The 20,780-nt window shown below is 68.4% G+C and carries 18 protein-coding genes; 6 read left to right on the forward strand and 12 right to left on the reverse strand.

Annotation, left to right across the window (positions count from 1 at the left end; genetic code table 11):
- Nucleotides 1-64 precede the first annotated feature (64 nt).
- Nucleotides 65-1,000: a LysR family transcriptional regulator gene (locus L810_RS31950; protein ID WP_021162367.1), complete on the reverse strand. Its 936-nt coding sequence runs from the start codon at nt 998-1,000 to the stop codon at nt 65-67.
- Nucleotides 1,001-1,113: 113 nt separating this feature from the next.
- On the opposite strand from L810_RS31950, the gene L810_RS31955 reads away from it, so the two are divergent.
- Nucleotides 1,114-2,634 carry a CoA-acylating methylmalonate-semialdehyde dehydrogenase gene (locus L810_RS31955; RefSeq protein WP_021162368.1) on the forward strand — a complete coding sequence of 507 codons (1,521 nt, stop codon included), beginning with the start codon at nt 1,114-1,116 and terminating at the stop codon, nt 2,632-2,634.
- An 80-nt stretch (nt 2,635-2,714) separates the two neighbouring features.
- On the opposite strand, the gene L810_RS31960 is transcribed toward L810_RS31955, so the two are convergent.
- From L810_RS31960 to L810_RS31995, 8 genes are all read right to left on the reverse strand, one after another.
- The gene (locus L810_RS31960; protein WP_021162369.1) at nt 2,715-3,599 is read right to left on the reverse strand and encodes a MurR/RpiR family transcriptional regulator; all 885 of its coding nucleotides are present in this window, start codon (nt 3,597-3,599) and stop codon (nt 2,715-2,717) included.
- Nucleotides 3,600-3,929: 330 nt separating this feature from the next.
- Nucleotides 3,930-5,102 (reverse strand): Gfo/Idh/MocA family protein, encoded by a 1,173-nt coding sequence (locus tag L810_RS31965; protein WP_021162370.1) that lies wholly within the window; start codon nt 5,100-5,102, stop codon nt 3,930-3,932.
- A gap of 56 nt (nt 5,103-5,158) precedes the next feature.
- Nucleotides 5,159-6,085 carry a TIM barrel protein gene (locus L810_RS31970; protein WP_021162371.1) on the reverse strand — a complete coding sequence of 309 codons (927 nt, stop codon included), beginning with the start codon at nt 6,083-6,085 and terminating at the stop codon, nt 5,159-5,161.
- An 18-nt stretch (nt 6,086-6,103) separates the two neighbouring features.
- Complete coding sequence (locus L810_RS31975) at nt 6,104-7,117, reverse strand: Gfo/Idh/MocA family oxidoreductase (protein WP_021162372.1); 1,014 nt, start codon at nt 7,115-7,117, stop codon at nt 6,104-6,106.
- A 59-nt stretch (nt 7,118-7,176) separates the two neighbouring features.
- Nucleotides 7,177-8,088, reverse strand: coding sequence for a sugar phosphate isomerase/epimerase family protein (locus L810_RS31980; protein WP_021162373.1), 912 nt, complete (start codon nt 8,086-8,088; stop codon nt 7,177-7,179).
- 75 nt (nt 8,089-8,163) lie between these two features.
- Nucleotides 8,164-9,189: an ABC transporter permease gene (locus tag L810_RS31985; RefSeq protein ID WP_021162374.1), complete on the reverse strand. Its 1,026-nt coding sequence runs from the start codon at nt 9,187-9,189 to the stop codon at nt 8,164-8,166.
- Nucleotides 9,190-9,216: 27 nt separating this feature from the next.
- Nucleotides 9,217-10,800, reverse strand: coding sequence for a sugar ABC transporter ATP-binding protein (locus L810_RS31990; RefSeq protein WP_042976999.1), 1,584 nt, complete (start codon nt 10,798-10,800; stop codon nt 9,217-9,219).
- A gap of 68 nt (nt 10,801-10,868) precedes the next feature.
- Nucleotides 10,869-11,795, reverse strand: a complete 927-nt coding sequence (locus tag L810_RS31995) for a sugar ABC transporter substrate-binding protein (protein ID WP_027787741.1) — start codon at nt 11,793-11,795, stop codon at nt 10,869-10,871.
- A gap of 315 nt (nt 11,796-12,110) precedes the next feature.
- On the opposite strand from L810_RS31995, the gene L810_RS32000 reads away from it, so the two are divergent.
- From L810_RS32000 to L810_RS32020, 5 genes are all read left to right on the forward strand, one after another.
- The gene (locus tag L810_RS32000; protein ID WP_021162377.1) at nt 12,111-14,069 is read left to right on the forward strand and encodes a bifunctional 5-dehydro-2-deoxygluconokinase/5-dehydro-2-deoxyphosphogluconate aldolase; all 1,959 of its coding nucleotides are present in this window, start codon (nt 12,111-12,113) and stop codon (nt 14,067-14,069) included.
- 70 nt (nt 14,070-14,139) lie between these two features.
- Nucleotides 14,140-16,023, forward strand: a complete 1,884-nt coding sequence (gene iolD, locus L810_RS32005) for a 3D-(3,5/4)-trihydroxycyclohexane-1,2-dione acylhydrolase (decyclizing) (protein ID WP_021162378.1) — start codon at nt 14,140-14,142, stop codon at nt 16,021-16,023.
- A 61-nt stretch (nt 16,024-16,084) separates the two neighbouring features.
- A complete protein-coding gene (gene iolE / locus L810_RS32010; RefSeq protein WP_021162379.1) occupies nt 16,085-17,014 on the forward strand; it encodes a myo-inosose-2 dehydratase in 930 nt (309 codons plus the stop codon).
- Between the two features lie 43 nt (nt 17,015-17,057).
- Nucleotides 17,058-17,876, forward strand: a complete 819-nt coding sequence (iolB, locus tag L810_RS32015; protein WP_021162380.1) for a 5-deoxy-glucuronate isomerase — start codon at nt 17,058-17,060, stop codon at nt 17,874-17,876.
- Between the two features lie 82 nt (nt 17,877-17,958).
- Nucleotides 17,959-18,453, forward strand: a complete 495-nt coding sequence (locus tag L810_RS32020; RefSeq protein WP_021162381.1) for a heme-degrading domain-containing protein — start codon at nt 17,959-17,961, stop codon at nt 18,451-18,453.
- Between the two features lie 52 nt (nt 18,454-18,505).
- On the opposite strand, the gene L810_RS32025 is transcribed toward L810_RS32020, so the two are convergent.
- The 3 genes from L810_RS32025 to L810_RS32035 all read right to left on the reverse strand — a co-directional run.
- Nucleotides 18,506-19,252: a glucose 1-dehydrogenase gene (locus tag L810_RS32025; protein ID WP_021162382.1), complete on the reverse strand. Its 747-nt coding sequence runs from the start codon at nt 19,250-19,252 to the stop codon at nt 18,506-18,508.
- Between the two features lie 184 nt (nt 19,253-19,436).
- Nucleotides 19,437-20,141 carry an ABC transporter ATP-binding protein gene (locus L810_RS32030; RefSeq protein ID WP_021162384.1) on the reverse strand — a complete coding sequence of 235 codons (705 nt, stop codon included), beginning with the start codon at nt 20,139-20,141 and terminating at the stop codon, nt 19,437-19,439.
- The coding region (locus tag L810_RS32035; RefSeq protein ID WP_042977001.1) for an ABC transporter ATP-binding protein at nt 20,138-20,780 on the reverse strand (643 nt) is incomplete at its 5' end. The genes L810_RS32035 and L810_RS32030, both read right to left, overlap by 4 nt.

A 20,780-nucleotide genomic window follows, 5' to 3' on the forward strand; every position in this document is an offset into this window, starting at 1 on the left:
TTTTACCGCAGCGCCGCCGCGCCTGCCCGGGCAGGCCAGGGCCCGGCCCTCGCGGGCACCGGGTTCACGCGCCGGAGAAGCCGCCCGCGAGCCGTTCCCGCAGGTGCCGCACGAGCGCGCGCACCGCGCTCGGCACGACCGGGCTGTACGGGCGGATCGCGAAGACGTGGTCGCCGAACGCGCCTGACGGCCGCCAGCCGTCGAGCAGCGCGACGAGCCGGCCGGCGTCGAGATCACGCTGCGCGCTGAAGTCCGGCAGCAGCGCGATGCCGAGCCCGCCGAGCGCGGCTTCGCGCATCGCCTCGCTGTTGTTCGCCGCGAAACTGCCGCGCACCGGCACGCTCACGCGCTCGCGCCGCCGGCCGTCCGGCTCGAAGCTCCACGCGGCCGGCTCGTGCTCGCGCAGGTAGCACAGGCAGCTGTGCTCGACGAGTTCGCTCGGGTGCCTCGGCGCGCCGCGCGCGTCGAGGTAGTCGCGGCTCGCGACGAGCAGCGAACGCGTGTCGCACAGCTTCCACGCGACGTGGGTCTGCGGCGCGGTGGTCGTATGGCGGATCGCGAGGTCGAAACCCTCCTGCGTCAGCGAATGCAGCCGGTCCGACAGGTCGAGTTCGATATGCACGCCCGGATGCCGCCGCAGGAAATCGGGCAGGTGCGGCACGACCTGCTGGCGCCCGAGCGCGACCGGCACCGTCACGCGCAGCAGGCCGCGCGGCTCTCCGGCCAGGTCCTTCACGCGCGCGAAGTGCTGCCCGATCGACTCGAACGCGTCGCGCGTGCTGTCGACGAGCGTCTGGCCCGCGTCGGTGAGCCGCACGCTGCGCGTCGTGCGCCGCACGAGCGGCACGCCGGCCGCTTTTTCGAGATCGGCGATGCGCTGGCTCATCGCGGCCTTGCTGATGCCGAGCCGCTGCGCGGCGGCCGTGAAACTGCCGGCCGCGGCCAGCACCGTCAGCGAATGGATATGCGGCCAGAGCGCCTGGACATTTTGCTGATTCATCCGCCGATTATTCAGAATTCTGAACAGTGAATCAAGCTGCGCGGCCTTCTCCCGCCCGGCGCGTTTGCCTAGACTGGGTGCCGTCCACCCTACCCGATCCCTCAGGAGACACGATGAATCCGGTTCCCGCGTACACCTCCGACGCCGACGTCGGCCACTATGTCGACGGCGCGTCCGTCTCCGGCCGCAGCGGCCGCTTCCAGGACGTGCTCAATCCGGCGCTCGGCCGCGCGGTGCGCCGCGTCGCGCTCGCCGACGACAGCGAAGTGCAGCAGGCCGTCGCGTCGGCCCATGCCGCGTTCCCCGAGTGGGCGGCGACGCCGCCGATCCGCCGCGCGCGCGTCCTGCACCGCTTCCTGCAACTGATGAACGAGCACCGCGACGCACTCGCGGCGATCATCACGGCCGAGCACGGCAAGGTGTTCTCCGACGCGCAGGGCGAAGTCGCCCGCGGCATCGACATCATCGAATTCGCGTGCGGGGTGCCGCAGCTCCTGAAAGGCGACTTCACCGACCAGGTCAGCACCGGCATCGACAACTGGACGATGCGCCAGCCGCTCGGCGTCGTCGCGGGCATCACGCCGTTCAACTTCCCGTGCATGGTGCCGTGCTGGATGTTCCCGGTCGCGATCGCGACGGGCAACACGTTCGTGCTGAAGCCGAGCGAGCGCGACCCGTCGGCGGCCTTGTTCATCGCCGACCTGCTCACGCAGGCCGGGTTGCCGGCCGGCGTGTTCAACGTCGTCCAGGGCGACAAGGGGGCGGTCGACGCGCTGCTCGACCACCCGGACGTGCAGGCCGTCAGCTTCGTTGGCTCGACCCCGATCGCGGCCTACGTGCAGCAACGCGCGGTGCAGTCGGGCAAGCGCGTGCAGGCCCTCGGCGGCGCGAAGAACCATCTGGTGGTGATGCCCGATGCGAACCTCGAACAGGCCGTCGACGCGCTGATCGGCGCCGCGTACGGCTCGGCCGGCGAACGCTGCATGGCGATCAGCGTCGCGGTGCTGGTCGGCGACGTCGCGGACAAGATCGTGCCGCTGGTGGCCGAGCGCGCCCGCAAGCTCGTGATCGGCGACGGGATGTCGCCGGAAGTCGAGATGGGCCCGATCGTCACCGGCGATGCACTCAAGCGCATCGAGGGCTATATCGAGCAAGGCGTGAACGAAGGCGCGCAATTGGTGGTCGACGGCCGCGGGCTGCGCGTGCCGGGCCGCGAGGCAGGCTTCTTCACCGGCGGCACGCTGTTCGATCACGTGACCCCCGACATGCGCATCTACAAGGAAGAAATCTTCGGGCCCGTGCTCGGCTGCGTGCGCGTGAAGGACTTCGGCGAGGCGGTCGACCTGATCAACGCGCACGAGTTCGGCAACGGCGTGTCGTGCTTCACGAGCGACGGCGGCATCGCGCGCGAATTCGCGCGGCGCATCCAGGTCGGGATGGTCGGCATCAACGTGCCGATTCCGGTGCCGATGGCGTGGCATGGCTTCGGCGGCTGGAAGAAGAGCCTGTTCGGCGACATGCACGCGTACGGCGAGGAAGGCGTGCGCTTCTACACGCGCCAGAAGTCGGTGATGCAGCGCTGGTCGTCGAGCATCGGCAAGGGTGCCGAATTCGCGATGCCGACCGCGAAGTAATTGCCTGAAGGCACACCGGGTGCCGGGTGCCGCTTGCCGGGTGCCGGCCGCGCTCGCGGCCGGTACGCCGGCAGGCGGCGTCAGCCGGCCTTCGTGCCGTGCGCGCCGTCGGCGGTCGGCAGGTACGACAGTTCGAGCCGATACGCGAGCGCGACGAACAGGCTCTGCGCGAGACCCATCGTGGCCGTCAGCGCGCGGAAGCCGAACGTCTCGCTGTCCTGCACCATCAGCGTCACCTCGGCCTCCCGTGCGAGCGGGCTCATCCGGCTGTCGGTGATCGCGATCAGCCGCGCGCCGCGTTGCACGGCCTGCTGTGCGACCTGCACGGTTTCCTCCGCATACGGCATGAACGAGATGACGATCATCACGTCGCCCTCGCGCACCGACCGGATCTGCCCGAGATGCATGCTGCCCAGCGCGCTGAACAGCCCGATGCGCTTGTCGGTGTGCTGCAGCGCGTAGTCGAGATACACGGCGATCGGAAACGCGCGCCGCGAGCCCGCGATCCAGATCGCCTGGGTTTCGGCGAGCAGGTCGACGGCCTGCGCGAGCGCCTGCGAATCGAGCGTCTGCCGCAGCTGCTGCATGCCGGCAATGCTGCCCTTGATGAACTCGTCGGCGATCTGTTCGGGCTGCAGGCTCGACGAGCCCGACTCGATCACGTCGCGCAGCCGCAGGTTGTACGCGCGCCCCGGCGCGATCTGCTGCGCGAGCCCTTCGCGGAACAGCCGCTGCATCTCGGAGAAGCCGGAAAAGCCGAAATGCTTCGCGAAGCGCACAACGGCCGACGGCTGGACGCCGCACGCCTCCGCGAGCGACTGGATGCCTTCCAGGCCAAGCTGGTCCCGATGCGTTTCCACGTGGCGAGCAATCACCTTCAGGCGATTGCTGAGGCCGTCGTACTCCTGCGTCAGGTGCTGCAGGAACTGCTCGACGGTGGCGGGAGGTTTCTCGGATGAACTCATCGGATAGCGCGAAGTTGACGGCCCCGATGCGCGCGCGACACTGACGGACGCGGCCCGGGGCTCACCTGAACACATGCATGAAGGGCGAATTTAATCACGTTTGCGGCGCGGCCCGCGCCACGTGGTCGCTCCCACGCGCTCGATCATCACTTGCCTACGCTCCACGGCGATACTGGAAGCGATTGTCCAACGCTCTCGCGGCGTCGTAAAGATTAGGGCGTCTACCAAGCCGCCATCGGGGTGAAGCGGCGAGCAACGGAAAAAGCGGCAAAGGCGGCAGAAGCAGCAGAAGCGGAAACATGCGGCAAGCAGCCTGCCCGCGCCGCCGGTTCAGCGATAGTCGATCCACACGCCGCCCGCATCGGCGGAGCGCACGCAGTTCTCCACCCAGCGCACGCCTTCCACGCCGGCATGGACATCCGGAAAGCGAATGTTCTTCAACGCCGCGGCGTCGCCGCGGTCGGCCGCATCCATCGCAAGCGCGAAGCGCGCATAGAGATTCGACCAGGCCTCGAACAGCCCCTCCGGATGCCCGGCACCGATGCGATCTTCGCGCAATGCGTGCGGATGCAGATAACCCATCCCGCGATCGAGCACCTGGGCGGGCTGCCCCTGCACTTCGTAGCGCAACTGGTTCGGATGCTCGTCCCACCATTCGACGCTCGCCTTCGCGCCGATCACCCTCACCTTCTGGCCGTGCATCGAGCCCGCGTTCACCGCGCTCGACCACACGTACCCGACCGCGCCCGTGTCGTACTCCATGATCGTGAACGCGTTGTCCTCGAGCGGCGCGCGGCTCTTCACGAAGCTCTGCCGCGAGCACATCAGCCGCCGGATCTTCAGCTCGGGCGCCATCACTTCGGAGATGTACAGCGGATGCGTGCCGATGTCGCCGAGCACGTAGCTCGGGCCCGCGAACTTCGGGTCGACGCGCCAACGCGCGGCCGCGCTCGCGGCCTCGACGCCCTCGCTGTGGAACCCGTGTGCGAACTGCATCTGCACGATGCGGATCTCGCCGAGATCGCCGCGCGCGATCATCTCGCGCGCCTGTTCGATCATCTGGTGTCCGGAATAACCATACGCGACGCCGACGATCCGGTTCTTTTCGACCGACAGCCGCTGCAGCGCCTCGGCCTCCTCGGTCGTGAAGCACAGCGGCTTCTCGCAGACCACGTGCAGCCCCGCGTTCAGCGCGGCGCGGCAGATCTCGAAGTGCGTGTTGTTCGGCGTCGCGATCGACACCGCGCGAATGCCGTCCGGGCGGCGCGCCTCGGCGTCGAACATCGTCGCGTAGTCGGGATAACAGCGCTCGGCGGCGACGCCGAGCTTCACGCCGAACTGGCGGCCGCGTTCGGGATCGATGTCGAACGCGCCGGCGACCAGCTGGAAGCTGCCGTCGCGCAACGCGGCCGACCGGTGGCTGTAGCCGATCTGGCTGCCGAGCCCGCCGCCGACCATGCCCCAGCGAATCGAATGTCCAAGCAGAATCTGTCCGTCAATCATGATGGTGGTGTTCCTGGTCCGTGTTCAGGGGGTTCGGGGGTGCAACGCGCGATGCATCATGCGAAGCCGGCCGACGCGAGAAACGCGCGGCTCGCGGCGACGTCGCGCAGGCTCGTGCCGGCATTGCGCGGGTCGCGCTCCTGTTCGATCGTGATGTACCCGGCGTAGCCGATGTCGTCGAGCGCGTGGCGGATCGACCGGTAGTCGAGCACGCCGGTGCCGATCGGGCACATCACGCCGCGCGCGCACGCGGCGAAGAACGCGATGTGCTCGCCCATCACCGCGTCGTACACGGCCGCGTCGATGTCCTTGAAGTGCACATAGTCGAGGCGCGCCGCATGGCGGCGCAGCCAGGTTTCCGGGTCCATGCCCGAGTAATGCAGGTGGCCGGTGTCCAGACAAAGGCCGGCCGTGTCGGCCGGAATGTCGGCGACGATCCGGTCGATCTCGTCCGCGAATTCGATGTAGCCGCCCGCATGCGGATGGATCACCGCGCGCACGCCGAATTCGTCGCGCGCGATCGTCGCGATCTGCCGGATATGGTCGACCATCCGCGCCCAGTGCTCGCCGGACAGCCGCGGCGCGCGATCGCCGTGGCCGGCAGCGTAGTCGCGTTCTTCATGCCCCCAGTCGATCACGACCAGGTACGGCGCCGCGTAGCGCTGGCCGTCCTGCGTCGGCAGTTTCGGCAGCCGCGTGATCAGTGCGCAGATGTCGCGCGTCTGGCGCAGCAGGTTCGGCAGGTTCTCCGGCGCCACGAGATCGTCGAAGATCGTACCGGCGGTCATGCTCAGGCGTTGCCGCTCGAGCTCGGCGCTCACCACGTCGAGTTCGAGCGGGATGTAGCCGTACGGCCCGAGCTCGATGCCCGAGTAGCCGGCCTGCGCGGCTTCGGCGAGCACCTGCCGCCACGGCGGCAGGTGCGGGTTCTTCACGTCGTCGACACCCCAGCAGCAGGGCGCGCAGCCAATCTTCATCGTCATGTCGGTCTCTCCGGCGGGTCAGCCGCGATAGAACGCGGGGCGTTCGGCCATCGCGATCGATTCGACCGCCCCGCTCTTTTGCGCCCGCACGCATGCGTCGGCCGCGACCGCCGCCGCGTAGCCGTCCCAGGCCGACGGCCCGGTGAGCGCGTGCGCGCGCACGCCGTCGATGAACGCCTGCAGCTCGACGTCGTACGATGCGATGAAACGCTCCTTCCAGTCGGTCATGATCTCGACCGACTGCCGCGCCGCATGCTTGAGCCCCACCGCCGGCGGATCGGGCAGCTTCGCGATGCCCTGCTCGCCGACCACCTCGCACTGGATGTCGTAGCCGTACTGGCAGTTCACGAAGATCTCGACGTCGATGCGCACGCCGCTCGCGGTTTCCAGCAACACGATCTGCGGATCGGCGAGATGCGACGATGCATGGCGCGTCTTCTTCGGATAGACGACCTGCGTGCTCACGTAGTCCTCGCCGAGCAGCCAGCGCAGCACGTCGAGTTCGTGAATCAGCGTGTCGGTGATCGCCATGTCGGTCGTGTAGCGCTCGCCGACCGACTGGTTGCGGTGCGCGCAATGCAGCATCAAGGGCGCGCCGATCTCGCCGCTGTCGATCACGCGCTTGAGCGCGCGATAACCTTCGTCGTACGGACGCATGAAGCCGACCTGCACCAGCCGCTTGCCGTGCGCGACTTCCGCTTCGACGATCCGCATGCAGCCTTCCGCCGTGACGGCGAGCGGCTTCTCGCAGAACACGGGCTTGCCGTGCGCGATCGCGTCGAGCACGAACGCTTCGTGCGTCGGGCCCCACGACGTGACGAGCACGGCCTGCACGTCCGCGGCCGCGACCACCTCGTGGCCGTCGGCGTAGATCTCGGCATCGAGCCCGTACTTCGTCACCGCGTCGCGCGCCTGCTGCGGATCGATGTCGTTGACGGCCACGACACGCGCGCCGGACAGCGTGCGGGTCAGTCTGCGGATGTGGTCCTGGCCGATCGCGCCGCAGCCGATCACGCCGATTTGCAAGGTCATCTAACAGTCTCCAGTCGTTCATCTGCGGTGCGACACCCGTCGCACCGGTCGGCAATAGGTCAGCGCGCGGTGCGATCGAAAAAACGATCGACGTAGCGCCGGATCGTCTCGCGCATGTAGCGCGACGACGCTTCCGCGCGGTCCTCCCACGCGAACACGCACGACGACATCACGCCGTCGAAGCCTGCCGCGCCGAGCGCGCGAAAGAACACGTCCCAGTCGATCTCGCCCTGCCCGATGTCGAGATGCTGGTGCACGCGGATCTGGTTCGAACCGGGCGGGTTCACGATGTAGCGCAGCTGGCTGCTCTTGCGGTGGTCGAAGGTGTCGGCCACGCGCACGTGCGCGAGGATCGGCGCGGCCTGCGCGATCATCGCCGCCATGTCGTCGCCGTAGTAGAACGTGTGCGGCGCGATGTACGACAGCTTCAGCGACGGCGAGCCGATGTTCGTGACGATGTCGATCGCCGGCTGCAGCTGCTCGATCCAGTCCTCCGGATGCGGCTCGACCGACAGCACGATGCGTTCGCGCTCGAGGATCGGCAGCAGCTCGTCCATCGAACGGAACCACGCGGCTTCGCACAGCTCCTTCGGGTTCGCGCCCGGCCGTTCGCCGACCGAGCGCTCGGGCGACGCACCGCGCCCGAACTCCGACACCATCAGCGCGCACTCCATCTCGACCGCCACCTCGATCGCCTTCTTCCAGCAGCGCACGGCCCATAACCGCTCGTCCTCGAACGGGCTCGCCCAGCGGTACATCGGCTGCAGCGACGCGAGGCCGACGCCGCTCGCGCGCATCGCCTGCCGGAAAGCGGCCATTCGCTCGCGCGTCGCGCGCGGCATCACCCACCAGTCGAGAAAGTCGCTGCGCGGCGACAGCTCGATCTGGTCGTAGCCGAGCTCGGCCACCGCGTGCGGCAGGCGGTCGAGCGGCAGGTGGCGAATCATGTAGGGGTCCAGCGCGATCTTCATCGAAAATCCTCGGCGACAGTGGGTTACGGACGAACGCGGCGGCACGTGCCGCCTTCGTCCGGAGATGCACGACGGTCAGCGGCGCTTCTTCTTGTTGCGGTACTGGTCGGCGATCACGGCCGCGACGATGATCGCGCCCTTGACCATCTCCTGGTAATACGCGTCGATGCGGATGAACGTGAAGCCCGACGTCATCACGCCGAGGATCAGCACGCCGATCACGGTGCCCGTCACGCGGCCGAGGCCGCCCGACAGCGACGTGCCGCCGATCACGACGGCCGCGATCGCATCGAGTTCGTACATCACGCCCATGCCCGACTGGCCCGAGATTGCGCGCGCGGCGGTCACGGTGCCGGCGATCCCGCTCAGCAGGCCCGCGATCGCGTAGACGAAGATCAGGTGGCGCGTGACGTTGATGCCCGACACGACGGCCGCGTGACGGTTCGCGCCGATCGCGTAGGTGTACTTGCCGAAGCGCGTGTAGCGCAGCACGACATGGAAGATCGCGGCGATCACGAGGAAGATGATCACCGGATTGGCGCCTGCGCCGATGGCCGCGAACTGGTCGGTCAGCATCGACACGGGCATCCCGTTGGTGAACCACTTCGCGAACCCGCGCGCGGCCACCATCGTGCCGAGCGTCGCGATGAACGGCGGGATGCCGGTCATCGCGATCAGCGAGCCGTTCAGCAGGCCGACCAGCAGCCCGACGCACACGCCGGCGAGCACGGGCCAGATGATCGGCAGGTCGGTCAGGTGCGGAAACACCGCGCGCGGGAAGTCGGACACCTGCGCGAGGCTTGCCGACACGACCGCCGCGGCGGCCACGACCGAGCCCGACGACAGGTCGATCCCGCTGGTGATGATCACGAGGTTCACGCCGACCGCGATGATGCCGATCACGGCCATCTGCAGCACGATGATCTCGAGCCGCTCGGTATTGAACAGGAAGCTCTGGCCGACGACGATCCAGCCGACGATCTCGAAGAACAGGCTGATGCCGACGAGCACGAGGAAGATGCTCAGTTCGGGCGGCCACTTCATGTGCCGCGCCTTGATCGTCATGGTCTGCGCATCCGCAGCCGGGTTCAGGTTGCCCATTTCGTTTGTCTCCAGTCTTGTTTCGGCTCAGCGCGACGCGAGATCCATGATGCGGACCTGGTCGGCGTCCTTGCGATCGACGATGCCGGTCATGCGCCCTTCGTGCATCACCATCACGCGATCGCTCATTCCCAGCACTTCCGGCATTTCCGACGAGATCATCAGCACCGCGACACCCTTGCCGGCGAGCGCGCTGACGAGCCGGTGAATCTCGGCCTTCGCGCCGACGTCGATGCCGCGCGTCGGTTCGTCGAGGATCAGGATGCGCGGCTGCGTGAGCAGCCACCGGCCGATCAGCACCTTCTGCTGGTTGCCGCCCGACAGGTTCTGGATCTCCTCGTGCAGCCCGGGCGACTTCACGCGCAGCATCCGGCTCATTTCCTCGCAGTCGCGCTTCAGCTGCGCCTGCCGCACGAAATTGAACTTCACGTAGCGGTTGCTGAGCACCGCCGCTTCCATGTTCGCGAGCAGGTCGAGATTCAGGAAGCAGCCGGTGTCCTTGCGATCCTCGGTGAGGAAGGCCATCCCGTGCTTCATCGCCTGCGCGGGTGTCGCGATCCGCACCGGCTTGCCGTCGATCCGGATCTCGCCCGACGTGGCCGGCACGACGCCGAACAGCGCCTCCGCGACGTTCGAGCGCCCCGAGCCGACGAGGCCGGCCACGCCGAGGATCTCGCCCGCGCGCAGCTCGAAGCTCACGTCGCGGAACACGCCGTCGACGCCGAGGTTCTTCACCGACAGCACGACGTCGCCGATCGGCACCTCCTCCTTCGGGAACATCTGCGTGATCTCGCGCCCGACCATCATGCGGATGATGTCGTCGCGCGTGACGTCGCTCGACGCATGCGTGCCGATGTACTTGCCGTCGCGGAACACCGAGAACTCGTCGGCGATCTCGAACAGCTCGTTCATCTTGTGCGTGATGTAGACGATGCCCTTGCCCTGCTCGCGCAGCTGGCGAATGATCCGGAACAGGTGCGTGACTTCCTTGTCGGTCAGCGCGGAAGTCGGCTCGTCCATGATCAGCACGTCCGAGTCGAACGACACGGCCTTCGCGATCTCGACCATCTGGCGGCTCGCGACCGTCAGCGTGCGCACGTCGGTTTCCGGATCGATGTCGATCGACAGCCGCTCGAACAGCGCGGCCGTCTGGCGGCGCAGCGCCGCGTGATCGATCAGGCCGAAGCGGTTCTTCGGTTCGCGGCGGATCCAGATGTTCTCCGCGACCGTCATGTACGGCATCAGGTTGAGTTCCTGGTGAATCATCGCGATGCCGCGATCGAGCGCATCGAGCGGGCCGTTCAGCACGACCGGCTCGCCGTTGATCAGGATTTCGCCCTCGTCGGGCGTGTAGACGCCCGCGATGATCTTCATCAGCGTCGACTTGCCCGCGCCGTTCTCGCCCATCAGTGCATGGACGGTACCGCGACGCACGCGGAACTGCACGCCATCGAGCGCGACGACGCCCGGAAAGGACTTGCCGACACCGCGCACCTCGAGCACGCAGTCGGCCGCGGAAGAAGCCGGCGGGGCCGACGCGCCGGACAAACCCGACGCACCGGCCGACGCATCGTCGCCGGCCATCGGGCGCGCGATCCTGGCTGTAAACATGGACGTTCCTCGACGAGTCGCGCGCGTGCCCGGTCATGCCGGGCACGCGCAGTTCAACGGATCACCGGTCAGTGCTTCGCGTACTGGCTCATGTTCTCGGGCGTCACGAGCTCGAACGGCACGTTCACGTAGCGGTCGACGGGCTGCTTCTTCGCGAGCTTGAGCGCGGCCGCGACGGCCTGCTGCCCCTGCCCGGACGCGTTCTGGTACACCGACACCTTCAGCTCGCCGCTCTTCATCGAGGCGAGCCCGTCGGGCGTCGCGTCGATGCCGGCGACGATCGTCTTCGGCGTCCACTTGCGCGCGGCCTTCAGCGCATTGATCGCGCCGATCGCCATCTCGTCGTTGTTGGAGATGATCGCGTCGTACTTCGTGCCCGAGCTCAGCCAGTTCATCGTGATGTCCTGGCCCTGCGTGCGGCTCCACTTGCCCTCGCGCTTGTCGACGATCTTCATGCCCGCGCAATCCTTCGTCGCGATCACGTCCTCGATGTCTTTCGTGCGGGCGCGCGCCGATTCGTTGGACAGCTCGCCCATCAGCACGAGGAGGTCGCCCTTGCCGCCGAGCAGCTTGCACACCTGGCGCGCCTGCAGCGTGCCCGACTGCTTCTCGTCGGACGCGACGACCGCGACGCCGGCCGGCAGCTTGTCGAAGTCGACCGGCTTGCGGTTCACGTAGACGAGCGGGATCTTCGCGGCCGTCACCATCTTCGTGATCTTCGGCGTCGCGTCGGTATCGACCGCGTTCACGATGATCGCGTCGACCTTCTGCGCAATCATGTTCTGGACCTGGCTCAACTGCTTGCCGACGTCGTTGCCGCCGTCCTCGATCTGCACCGTCGCGCCGTCCTTCTTCGCCGAATCGGCGATGCTGTTGCGCAGGATGGTCAGGAACGTGTCGTCGAACGACGCCATCGTCACGCCGATCTTCTCGGCATGCGCGAGCGGCGCAGCCAGGATCGCGGCGGCCGCGACGGCCATCAGCTTGGTCTTCATGATCAATCTGTCTCCTCATCTCCGGGGGCGGAAGACGGCGCGTTGCGCGCCGCCGGGCCGAGTCCGATCGAATCCGATACGGACTGAAGCATCCGGATGAAACTGTAGATCACTTCCTCGAAAATTTGGAAATTTATTTCTACGTGATTTCACCTAGGGAACTGGATTTCCAAAAAGTCTAGACTGCGTCCGTAGCCCGATTCCTGGCGGCAGGCAGTCCCGCGTCGTGCAATACACGGTGCGGACGGTCGCGACCGGATCGGTCCCCTAATCCGCCGGCATTGCCGAACGCCGGCCGCGAGCGTGACACGTGATATGAGCCTGCTGAACTTTCCGAGTGACCGCCCCATCGATCTCGCCTGCCTCGGCCGCGTGGCCGTGGATCTCTATGCGCAGCAGTACGGCAGCCGCCTCGAAGACGCGCGCAGCTTCCAGATGTACCTCGGCGGCTCGTCCGGCAACGTCGCGTTCGGCGTGGCGCGGCTCGGGCTGAAGACCGCGATGATCTCGCGCGTCGGCGACGAGCAGATGGGCCGCTTCCTGCGCGAGACGCTCGAGCGCGAAGGCTGCGACACGAGCCAGCTGCAGACCGACCGCGAACGCCTCACCGCGCTGGTGCTGCTCGGGCTGAAGGATCGCGACACGTTCCCGCTGCTGTTCGTGCGCGAGAACTGCGCGGACATGGCCGTGCGCGCCGACGAGATCAGCGAGGACTTCATCGCCGGCTGCCGCGCGCTCGCGATCACCGGCACGCATCTGTCGACGCCGGGCACGCGCGAGGCGTCGCTGACCGCGCTCGGTTATGCGCGCCGCCATGGCGTCGTACGGATTCTCGACATCGACTACCGGCCTGTGCTGTGGGGCCTGACCGCGCGCAGCGCGGGCGAGAACCGCTACGTGCCGGACGCGCAGGTGACGCGTCAGCTGCAGCAGGTGCTCGGCGAATTCGACCTGCTGGTCGGCACCGAGGAGGAATTCCTGATCGCGGGCGGCGTGCCGCACGACCTGATCGGGTCGTTGCAGGCGGTGCGCGCCATCACGAACGCGACGCTGGTCGTCAAGCGCGGCGCGCTCGGCTGCTGCGTGATCGAAGGCGACATTCCCGCCCGCATCGACGATGCGCCGACCTTCCTCGGCGAACGCGTCGAAGTGCTGAACGTGCTCGGCGCGGGCGACGCGTTCCTGTCGGGCCTGCTGTCGGGGCTGCTGCGCGGCCGCGACTGGGCCGAGTCGACGCGCATCGCGAACGCGTGCGGCGCGATCGTCGTATCGCGCCATGCGTGCTCCGCGGCGATGCCGACGCCGGCCGAGCTTGCGCACTGGTTCGACGGCAGCCGCAATCCGGTGGTCGATGCCGATCACACGCTCGCGCACCTGCATCGCGTGACGGTGCCGCGCCGCGAATGGGACGACCTGTGCGTGATGGCGTTCGATCATCGCAGCCAGTTCTACGAACTCGCGGTGCAGGCCGGCGCCGACGAAGCGCGGATCAGGACGCTCAAGCGCCTGCTCGTGCGCGCGGTCGAGCAGGTCGAGCGCGATCGTCATATCGAAGGCCATGTCGGCGTGCTGATCGACGGCGGCGGCTACGGCAGCGACGCGCTGGCGTCGGCCACCGGGCGCGGCTGGTGGGTCGGCCGCCCGGTCGAACTGCCGGGCTCGCGGCCGCTGCGCTTCGACGAAACGCGCTCGGTCGGCTCGTCGCTCACGCACTGGCCGACCGAACAGGTCGTGAAGTGCCTCGTTCACTACCATCCGGACGACCAGGTCGACCTGCGCGTCGAACAGGAGCAGCGCGTGCTGGAACTGTGGGAAGCCACGCGCGCCAGCGGCAACGAACTGCTGCTGGAGATGATTCCGCCGCGCGCGGTCACGCCGGCCGGCACCGAGGACGACGCGGTGCTGCGCACGATTGCGCGCTTCTACAACCTCGGCGTGAAACCCGAATGGTGGAAACTCACGCCGCTGAGCGCCGACGGCTGGGCACGGCTCGCCGCGCTGATCGCCGAGCGCGACCCGCACTGCCGGGGCGCGGTGATCCTCGGTCTGAACCAGCCGCTGCAATACCTCGTCGACAGCTTCCGCTCGGCGACCAACCCGATCGTCAAGGGCTTCATGGTCGGGCGCACGCTGTGGGCCGATGCATCGCTGAACTGGTTCGCCGGCCGGATCGACGACCAGGCGCTGATCGATGAAGTGGCCGGCAACTTCGCGCAGCTCGTGGATGCCTGGCTCGGCCGCCGTGCGGCGGCCGCCCGCGCCGCCGCGGCGTGACATGACGTGACGTGGCACAGCACGAAGCGACGCCCGCGATGATCCACCCGAATCCTCTTCACCGACCGACATGACCTCTACCGTAAGACTGACCGTCAGCCAGGCGCTCGTGCGCTACCTGGCCGCCCTGCGCGCCGAAGTCGTCCAGCCCGACGGCCGCGTCGAGATCCTGCCCTACTGCGGCGGCGTGTTCGCGATCTTCGGCCACGGCAACGTGGCCGGGCTCGGCGAGGCGCTGCATGCGGAAAAAGACCGGCTGCCGACGTTCCGCGCACACAACGAGCAAGGGATGGCGAACGCGGCGATCGCGTTTGCGAAAACGAACTTCCGCCAGCGGATGATGGCCGCGACGTCGAGCATCGGCCCGGGCGCGACCAACATGCTGACCTCCGCCGCGCTCGCGCACGTCGGCCGCCTGCCGCTGCTGCTGCTGCCCGGCGACGTGTTCGTGTCGCGCCTGCCCGACCCCGTGCTGCAGCAGGTCGAGGATTTCGAGCAAGGCGACGTCAGCGCGAACGACTGCTTCCGGCCGGTGACGCGCTACTTCGACCGGATCACGTCGCCCGAGCAGCTGCTCGTCGCGCTGCCGCGTGCGATCCAGGTGATGACCGACCCCGCGCAGTGCGGCCCCGTATGCCTCGCGCTGCCGCAGGACGTGCAGACCTTCGCGTACGACTGGCCCGAGGACTTCTTCGCGCCGCCGGTGATCCGGATGCGCCGGCCGCCGGCCGACGCGCTCGAGCTCGCCGATGCGCTCGACGTGCTGAAGGCCGCGAAGAAGCCGCTGATCGTCGCGGGTGGCGGCGTGCTGTACAGCCAGGCGTGGGACGCACTACGTGCGTTCGCCGATACGCATGGCGTGCCGGTCGCGGAATCGCAGGCCGGCAAGGGCAGCCTCGCGTGGGACCACCCGCTGAACCTCGGCTCGATCGGCGTGACGGGCTCGCCCGCCGCGAACCGCGCGGCCGCGCAGGCCGACGTGGTGTTCGCGGTCGGCACGCGGCTGCAGGACTTCACGACCGGCTCGCATGCGCTCTACGGCAACGCGACGCTGCTGAGCCTGAACGTGCAGCCGTTCGACGCGGGCAAGAAACGCGGCCGGCAACTCGTCGCCGACGCGCGCACGGGCCTCGGCCAGCTGTCGGCCGCGCTGGCCGGCTGGCACGCCGATCCGGCATGGACGGCCAGCAACCGCGACCAGGCCGCCGCATGGAACGCGCGCGTGACCGAACTCACGACGCACGTGCCGAACGACACGCTGCCCTACGACGCGGAAGTGATCGGCGCGGTGCGCGACTCCGCGGCCGACGCGGGGCGCGACAGCGCGCGCGACGACCTCGTGGTGTGCGCGGCCGGCACGCTGCCGGCCGAACTGCACAAGCTGTGGCGCAGCGGCGTGCCGGGCAACTATCACATGGACTACGCGTACTCGTGCATGGGCTACGAGGTCGCGGGCGGCCTCGGCGCGAAGCTCGCGCGGCCCGAGCGCGAAGTGATCGTGATCGTCGGCGACGGCTCGTACATGATGCTCAACGCGGAACTCGCGACGTCGGTGATGCTCGGCCGCAAGATCGTCGTCGTGATCCTCGACAACCGCGGCTACGGCTGCATCGAGCGGCTGCAACTGAACTGCGGCGGCGCGAGCTTCAACAACATGCTCGACGACTGCGTGCCCGAAGGCGGCGCACGCTCGACGATCGACTTCGCGATGCACGCGCGCGCGATGGGCGCCGACGCCGTGCACGTGCGCGACATCGGCGAGCTGCGCAGCGAAATGAAGCGCGCCCGCGCGGCGAAGACGAGCCAGGTGCTCGTGATCGACACCACGCACAAGCGCACGACCGACGACGGCGGCGCATGGTGGGAAGTCGCCGTGCCGCAGGTGTCCGAACGCGCCGGCGTCGAGGATGCGCACCGCGCGTATCTCGACGCGAAGACCCGGCAGCGGCGCTGACGGCGCACGCTGCCCCACGCACCCTCCCGCGAAAAACACATTCGAACCAAGGAAGCCCGTCATGAGCTGGAACGTCCGCATCGGTATCAATCCCCTGTCGTGGATGAACGACGACCTGCCGTCGCTCGGCGGCGAGACGCCGCTCGAAACGGCGCTGAAGGAAGGCGCCGAAATCGGCTATGCGGGCTTCGAGCTCGGCAACAAGTTTCCGAAGACGGGCCCCGAGCTGAAGGCGAAACTTGCCGGGTTCGGGCTCGTGTGCGTGTCGGGCTGGTATTCGGGTTTCCTCGCGGAGGTCGCGCCGGGCATGAGCGACGCCGATGCGGTCGCCGCGGAGATCGAGCGCTGCCGCGCGCACATGACGAAGCTGCAATACAACGACGTGAACGTGGTCGTGTATGGCGAATGCGCGGGCACGATCCAGGGCAACATCGACACGCCGGTCGCGAAGCGGCCTCGCTTCGTCGACGAAGACGCATGGCGGCGCTACGCGGCACGCCTCGACGCATTCGGCGCGCACCTGCTCGACACGTACGGCATCAAGCTCGCCTACCATCACCACATGGGCGCATACGTCGAATCGCCCGACGACGTCGACCGGCTGATGGCGCTGACCGATCCGGCGAAGGTGTTCCTGCTGTTCGATACCGGCCACGCGTATTTCGGCGGCGCGGCCGACCCGGTGACGCTGTTGAAGAAACACGTATCGCGCGTGGTCCACGTGCATTGCAAGGACGTGCGGCCGCAGGTCGTCACGCAGGCGCGCAACAGCGGCTGGAGCTTCCTGAACGGCGTGATCAACGGCACCTTCACGGTGCCCGGCGACGGCGCGCTCGACTACGAGGCGACGCTGCGCACGCTGAAGGATGCCGGCTACGAAGGCTGGCTCGTCGTCGAGGCCGAGCAGGATCCGGCCGTCGCGCCGAGTTATGCGTATGCGAAGAAGGGCTACGAATCGCTGCGCGCGATCGTCGACCGGTTGAGCGCGTGAGCCCCGTCACCCCCGCTGTCACCCCATTGCGGAGCCCCACCCCATGACGATTTCTCCCCTGCTGGTCAAAGCCTCTGCCGACCGCGAAATCTGCAACGTCACGCCGGAATCGGCCGGCTGGAAGCATGTCGGCTTTCGCGCGCTGCGCCTGAAAGCCGGCGACACCGAAACGCTCGACACGGGCACGCGGGAACTGTGCGTCGTCGTGCTCACGGGCACGGTGCGCGCGGAGGTCGACGGCACGACCCACGATGCGCTCGGCAAGCGCGACAGCGTGTTCGAGGACGTATCGCCCGATGCGCTGTACGTGCCGGGCGGCAAGACGGTCACGCTGGTCGCGACGCGCGATGCGGAAATCGCGCTGTGCACCGCGCCGTATGCGAGCGGCGACAAACCCGTGCAACGCCTCGACGGCGAACGGATGCGCCGCTCGGTACGCGGGCAAGGCACCAATACGCGTTACGTGTGCGACATCCTGATGGGCGACAACCCGGCGGCCGAGCGCCTCCTCGTCGTCGAGGTCATCACGCCGGCCAGCCATTCGAGCAGCTATCCGCCGCACAAGCACGACCGCGATGCGGCGCCCGACGAAACCTCGCTCGAGGAAACCTACTACCACCGGATCGATCCGCCGCAGGGTTTCGCGTTCCAGCGCGTGTACACGGACGACCGCAGCCTCGACGAAGCGTGCGCGGTCGAGAACCACGACGTCGTGATGGTGCCGCGCGGCTACCATCCGGTGGTCGCGCCGCACGGCTACAACCTGTACTACCTGAACGTGATGGCCGGACCGAGCCGCGCGTGGGCGTTCAGGAATGACCCCGCGCACGAATGGATGCTCGACGCGGCGCCGAAGCGCTGAATGGAAGACGGGCCCGCGCGCGGCCCGTGACGATGCGATGCCCGGCACGCGCACCCAGAGCCGGGAACGCCACGGAGCCGCCATGGTGACGCCCCTCTTTCGCCTCGATCCCCACCCGTTCGACGACGACGCGTCGAACCCGGCGCTGCCGCGCTTCGACGCGGCGCTTGCCCGCCGGATGGGCGAGATCGCGGTCAACCTCGCGTCGCGCCGCGGGCTGCCGATCGCGGTGAGCATCGTCGGCGAGCAGGCGCCGCTGTTCTATTGCGCGCTCGACGGCAGCCACGCGAACGACAGCCACGCGATCCGCCGCCGACAGAACACGGTGTTGCGCTTCGGTCTCAGCTCACTCGCGGTCGGCGAGCGCTTTCGTCGCGCCGGCTGGTCGTTGCAGTCGCAGGGGTTGTCGGACGACGACTATGCGCTCGACGGCGGCGGCGTGCCGTTGCGTGTTGCCGGGGCCGGCATCGTCGGCGCGATGACGATCGCGGGGCTCGACTCGGAACACAATCACGCGCTCGTCGTCGAGAGCCTGCAGTGGCACGTCGGCCGTTACGCGCTCGCGCCGCACGCGTAACGACAAGGGCGGCACGACCGGCGCAAGCGCGCCGATGCACCGCCCCGCACGATCAGTTCAACCCGCCGCTCACGACGAGATGCTCGCCGGTCATCCAGCGTGCGTCATCCGACGCGAGGAACACGGCCACCGACGCGATGTCGTCCGGCTCGCCGAGACGGCCGAGCGGCGTCTCGCTGCGCACCTGCTTGTCGAGATCCGAACCGATGATGCCCGCGCTGTGCGTGCCCTCGGTCACGATCATCCCCGGGTTGATCGCGTTCACGCGAATCTTGCGCGGGCCGAGTTCGAGCGCGAGCACGCCGGTGATCGCGTCGACCGCGCCCTTGGTGCCGCTGTAGACGGCGCTGGCGGGCGGCGTGATGCTGGTCACCACCGAGCTGATGTTGATGATGCTCGCGCCTTCGCCGAGATGCTTGACGGCTGCCTGCGTCGTCAGCAGCACGCCGAACACGTTCGTGTCGAATTGACGGCGATAGTGCTCTTCGGTGATCGCCTCGATCGGCGCGAATTCGTACACGCCGGAATTGTTGACGAGCACGTCGAGACGGCCGTACGTGTCGATCGCCGTATCGACGATGCGCTGTGCGTCGGCTGCCTTCGACACGTCGCCGCCCACCGCGACCGCGCGGCCGCCCGCTTCGACGATCGCACCGACGACCGCGTCGGCACCCGCCTTGCTGCTCGCGTAGTTGACGACGACCGACGCGCCTTCGGCGGCCAGTGCCTTCGCGATTGCCGCGCCGATGCCCTTCGATCCGCCCGTGACGATCGCGACCTTGCCTGCCAGCTTGCTCATGATTTCATTCCTCAGTCAGAAGACCTTCGATGGATGGCGCCGGTTGCCGCGACGATGCGTTGACGCGTCGACGCGTTGTGATGACGACCGGCCTGACTGGCAATGTACGGTGCGGCACCGCAGTGATAAAGCGGCTCGACACGAATTGACTGGCGGAGTTTGCCGAACAATCGATCGCGCGCCGTCAGCCGGCGCTCAGCCACGCATCGGCGACCTCGCCGCCCAGGCCATCGAGCGCGCCGTCGTAGACGATCCGTCCGCGCCCCATCACCGCGACGCGCCGTGCGAGCCGCGGCGCGAACTGCAGCCGCTGCTCGATCAGCAGGATCGCGACGCCGTCGGCCTGCAGCGCGGCGAGGCAAGCGCCGACTTCGTCGACCGCGAGCGGCGCGAGCCCTTCGGCCGGCTCGTCGACGATCAGCACGCGCGGGCGGCCGGCCAGCGCACGCACCAGCGCGAGCACCTGCTGTTCGCCGCCAGACAGCCGCCCGGCTTTCACGTCCGCGCGCGCGGCCAGCAGCGGGAAACGCTCGAACAGGCGTTCGAGCGCCGCGCGTTCGGCCGCACCGCCGGCACCGCGCAGCCCGAGCCGCAGGTTGTCGCGCACCGTCAGCAGCGGGAACACGTCGCGGCTTTCGGCAACGTAAGCGACACCACGCCGCGCGATCTCGAACGTGCGCGCACCCGCGCACTCGGCGCCGGCGATGCGCACCGAGCCGGCCGTGCGCACGAGCCCCAGCACGGCCTTCGCGAGCGTCGAGCGCCCCGAGCCGTTGCGGCCGAGCAGCGCGAGCGTCTCGCCCGGTGCCAGCGCAAGATCGACGCCGTCGAGCACGGGCTGCAATCCGTACCACGCGCGCAGGCCGCGAATGTCGAGCAGTGCGCTCATGCGCGTCCCTCTCCCAGATACGCGGCGCGCACGCGCGAATCGGCACGGATTGCATCGGGCGCGCCGGTCGCGACCACCGCGCCGCGCACGAGCACCGTGATGCGTTCGGCGAAACCGAACACCGCGTCCATGTCGTGCTCGATCATCAGCACCGTGCGGCCCTGCGTCGTCGCACGGATCAGCGCGATCATCCGCGCCGCCTGCTCGCGGCTCATGCCGGCCGTCGGTTCGTCGAGCAGCAGCGTGCGCGCGCCGCTCGCGAGCGCGATCCCGAGATCGAGCGCGCGCTGTTCCGCATAGCTCAGTTCGGCGGCCAGCGCGCCGCGCCGCGCATCGAGCCCGATGTCGTGCAACACGCGCGCGGCCGCGAGATCGACCGACGCCGATTCGCGCAGCCGGTTCCACCAGCGCCGCCGTTCGGCGGGCGCATGCAGCGCCGCGCAGCGCAGATTGTCGAATACGGTCAGCCGCGCGAACGCGCTCGTCTGCTGGAAACTGCGGCCGATGCCGAGGCGGCTCGCGACGACCGGCCCGCGCCCGCGCAGGTCGACGCCGTGCAGCACGACCCGCCCGCGCGTCGGCCGCGTCGCGCCCGCGATCACGCCGAACAGCGTCGACTTGCCCGCGCCGTTCGGCCCG

The sequence above is a fragment of the Burkholderia sp. AU4i genome (genome assembly GCF_000466765.1).
Taxonomy (GTDB): Bacteria; Pseudomonadota; Gammaproteobacteria; order Burkholderiales; family Burkholderiaceae; genus Burkholderia; species Burkholderia cepacia.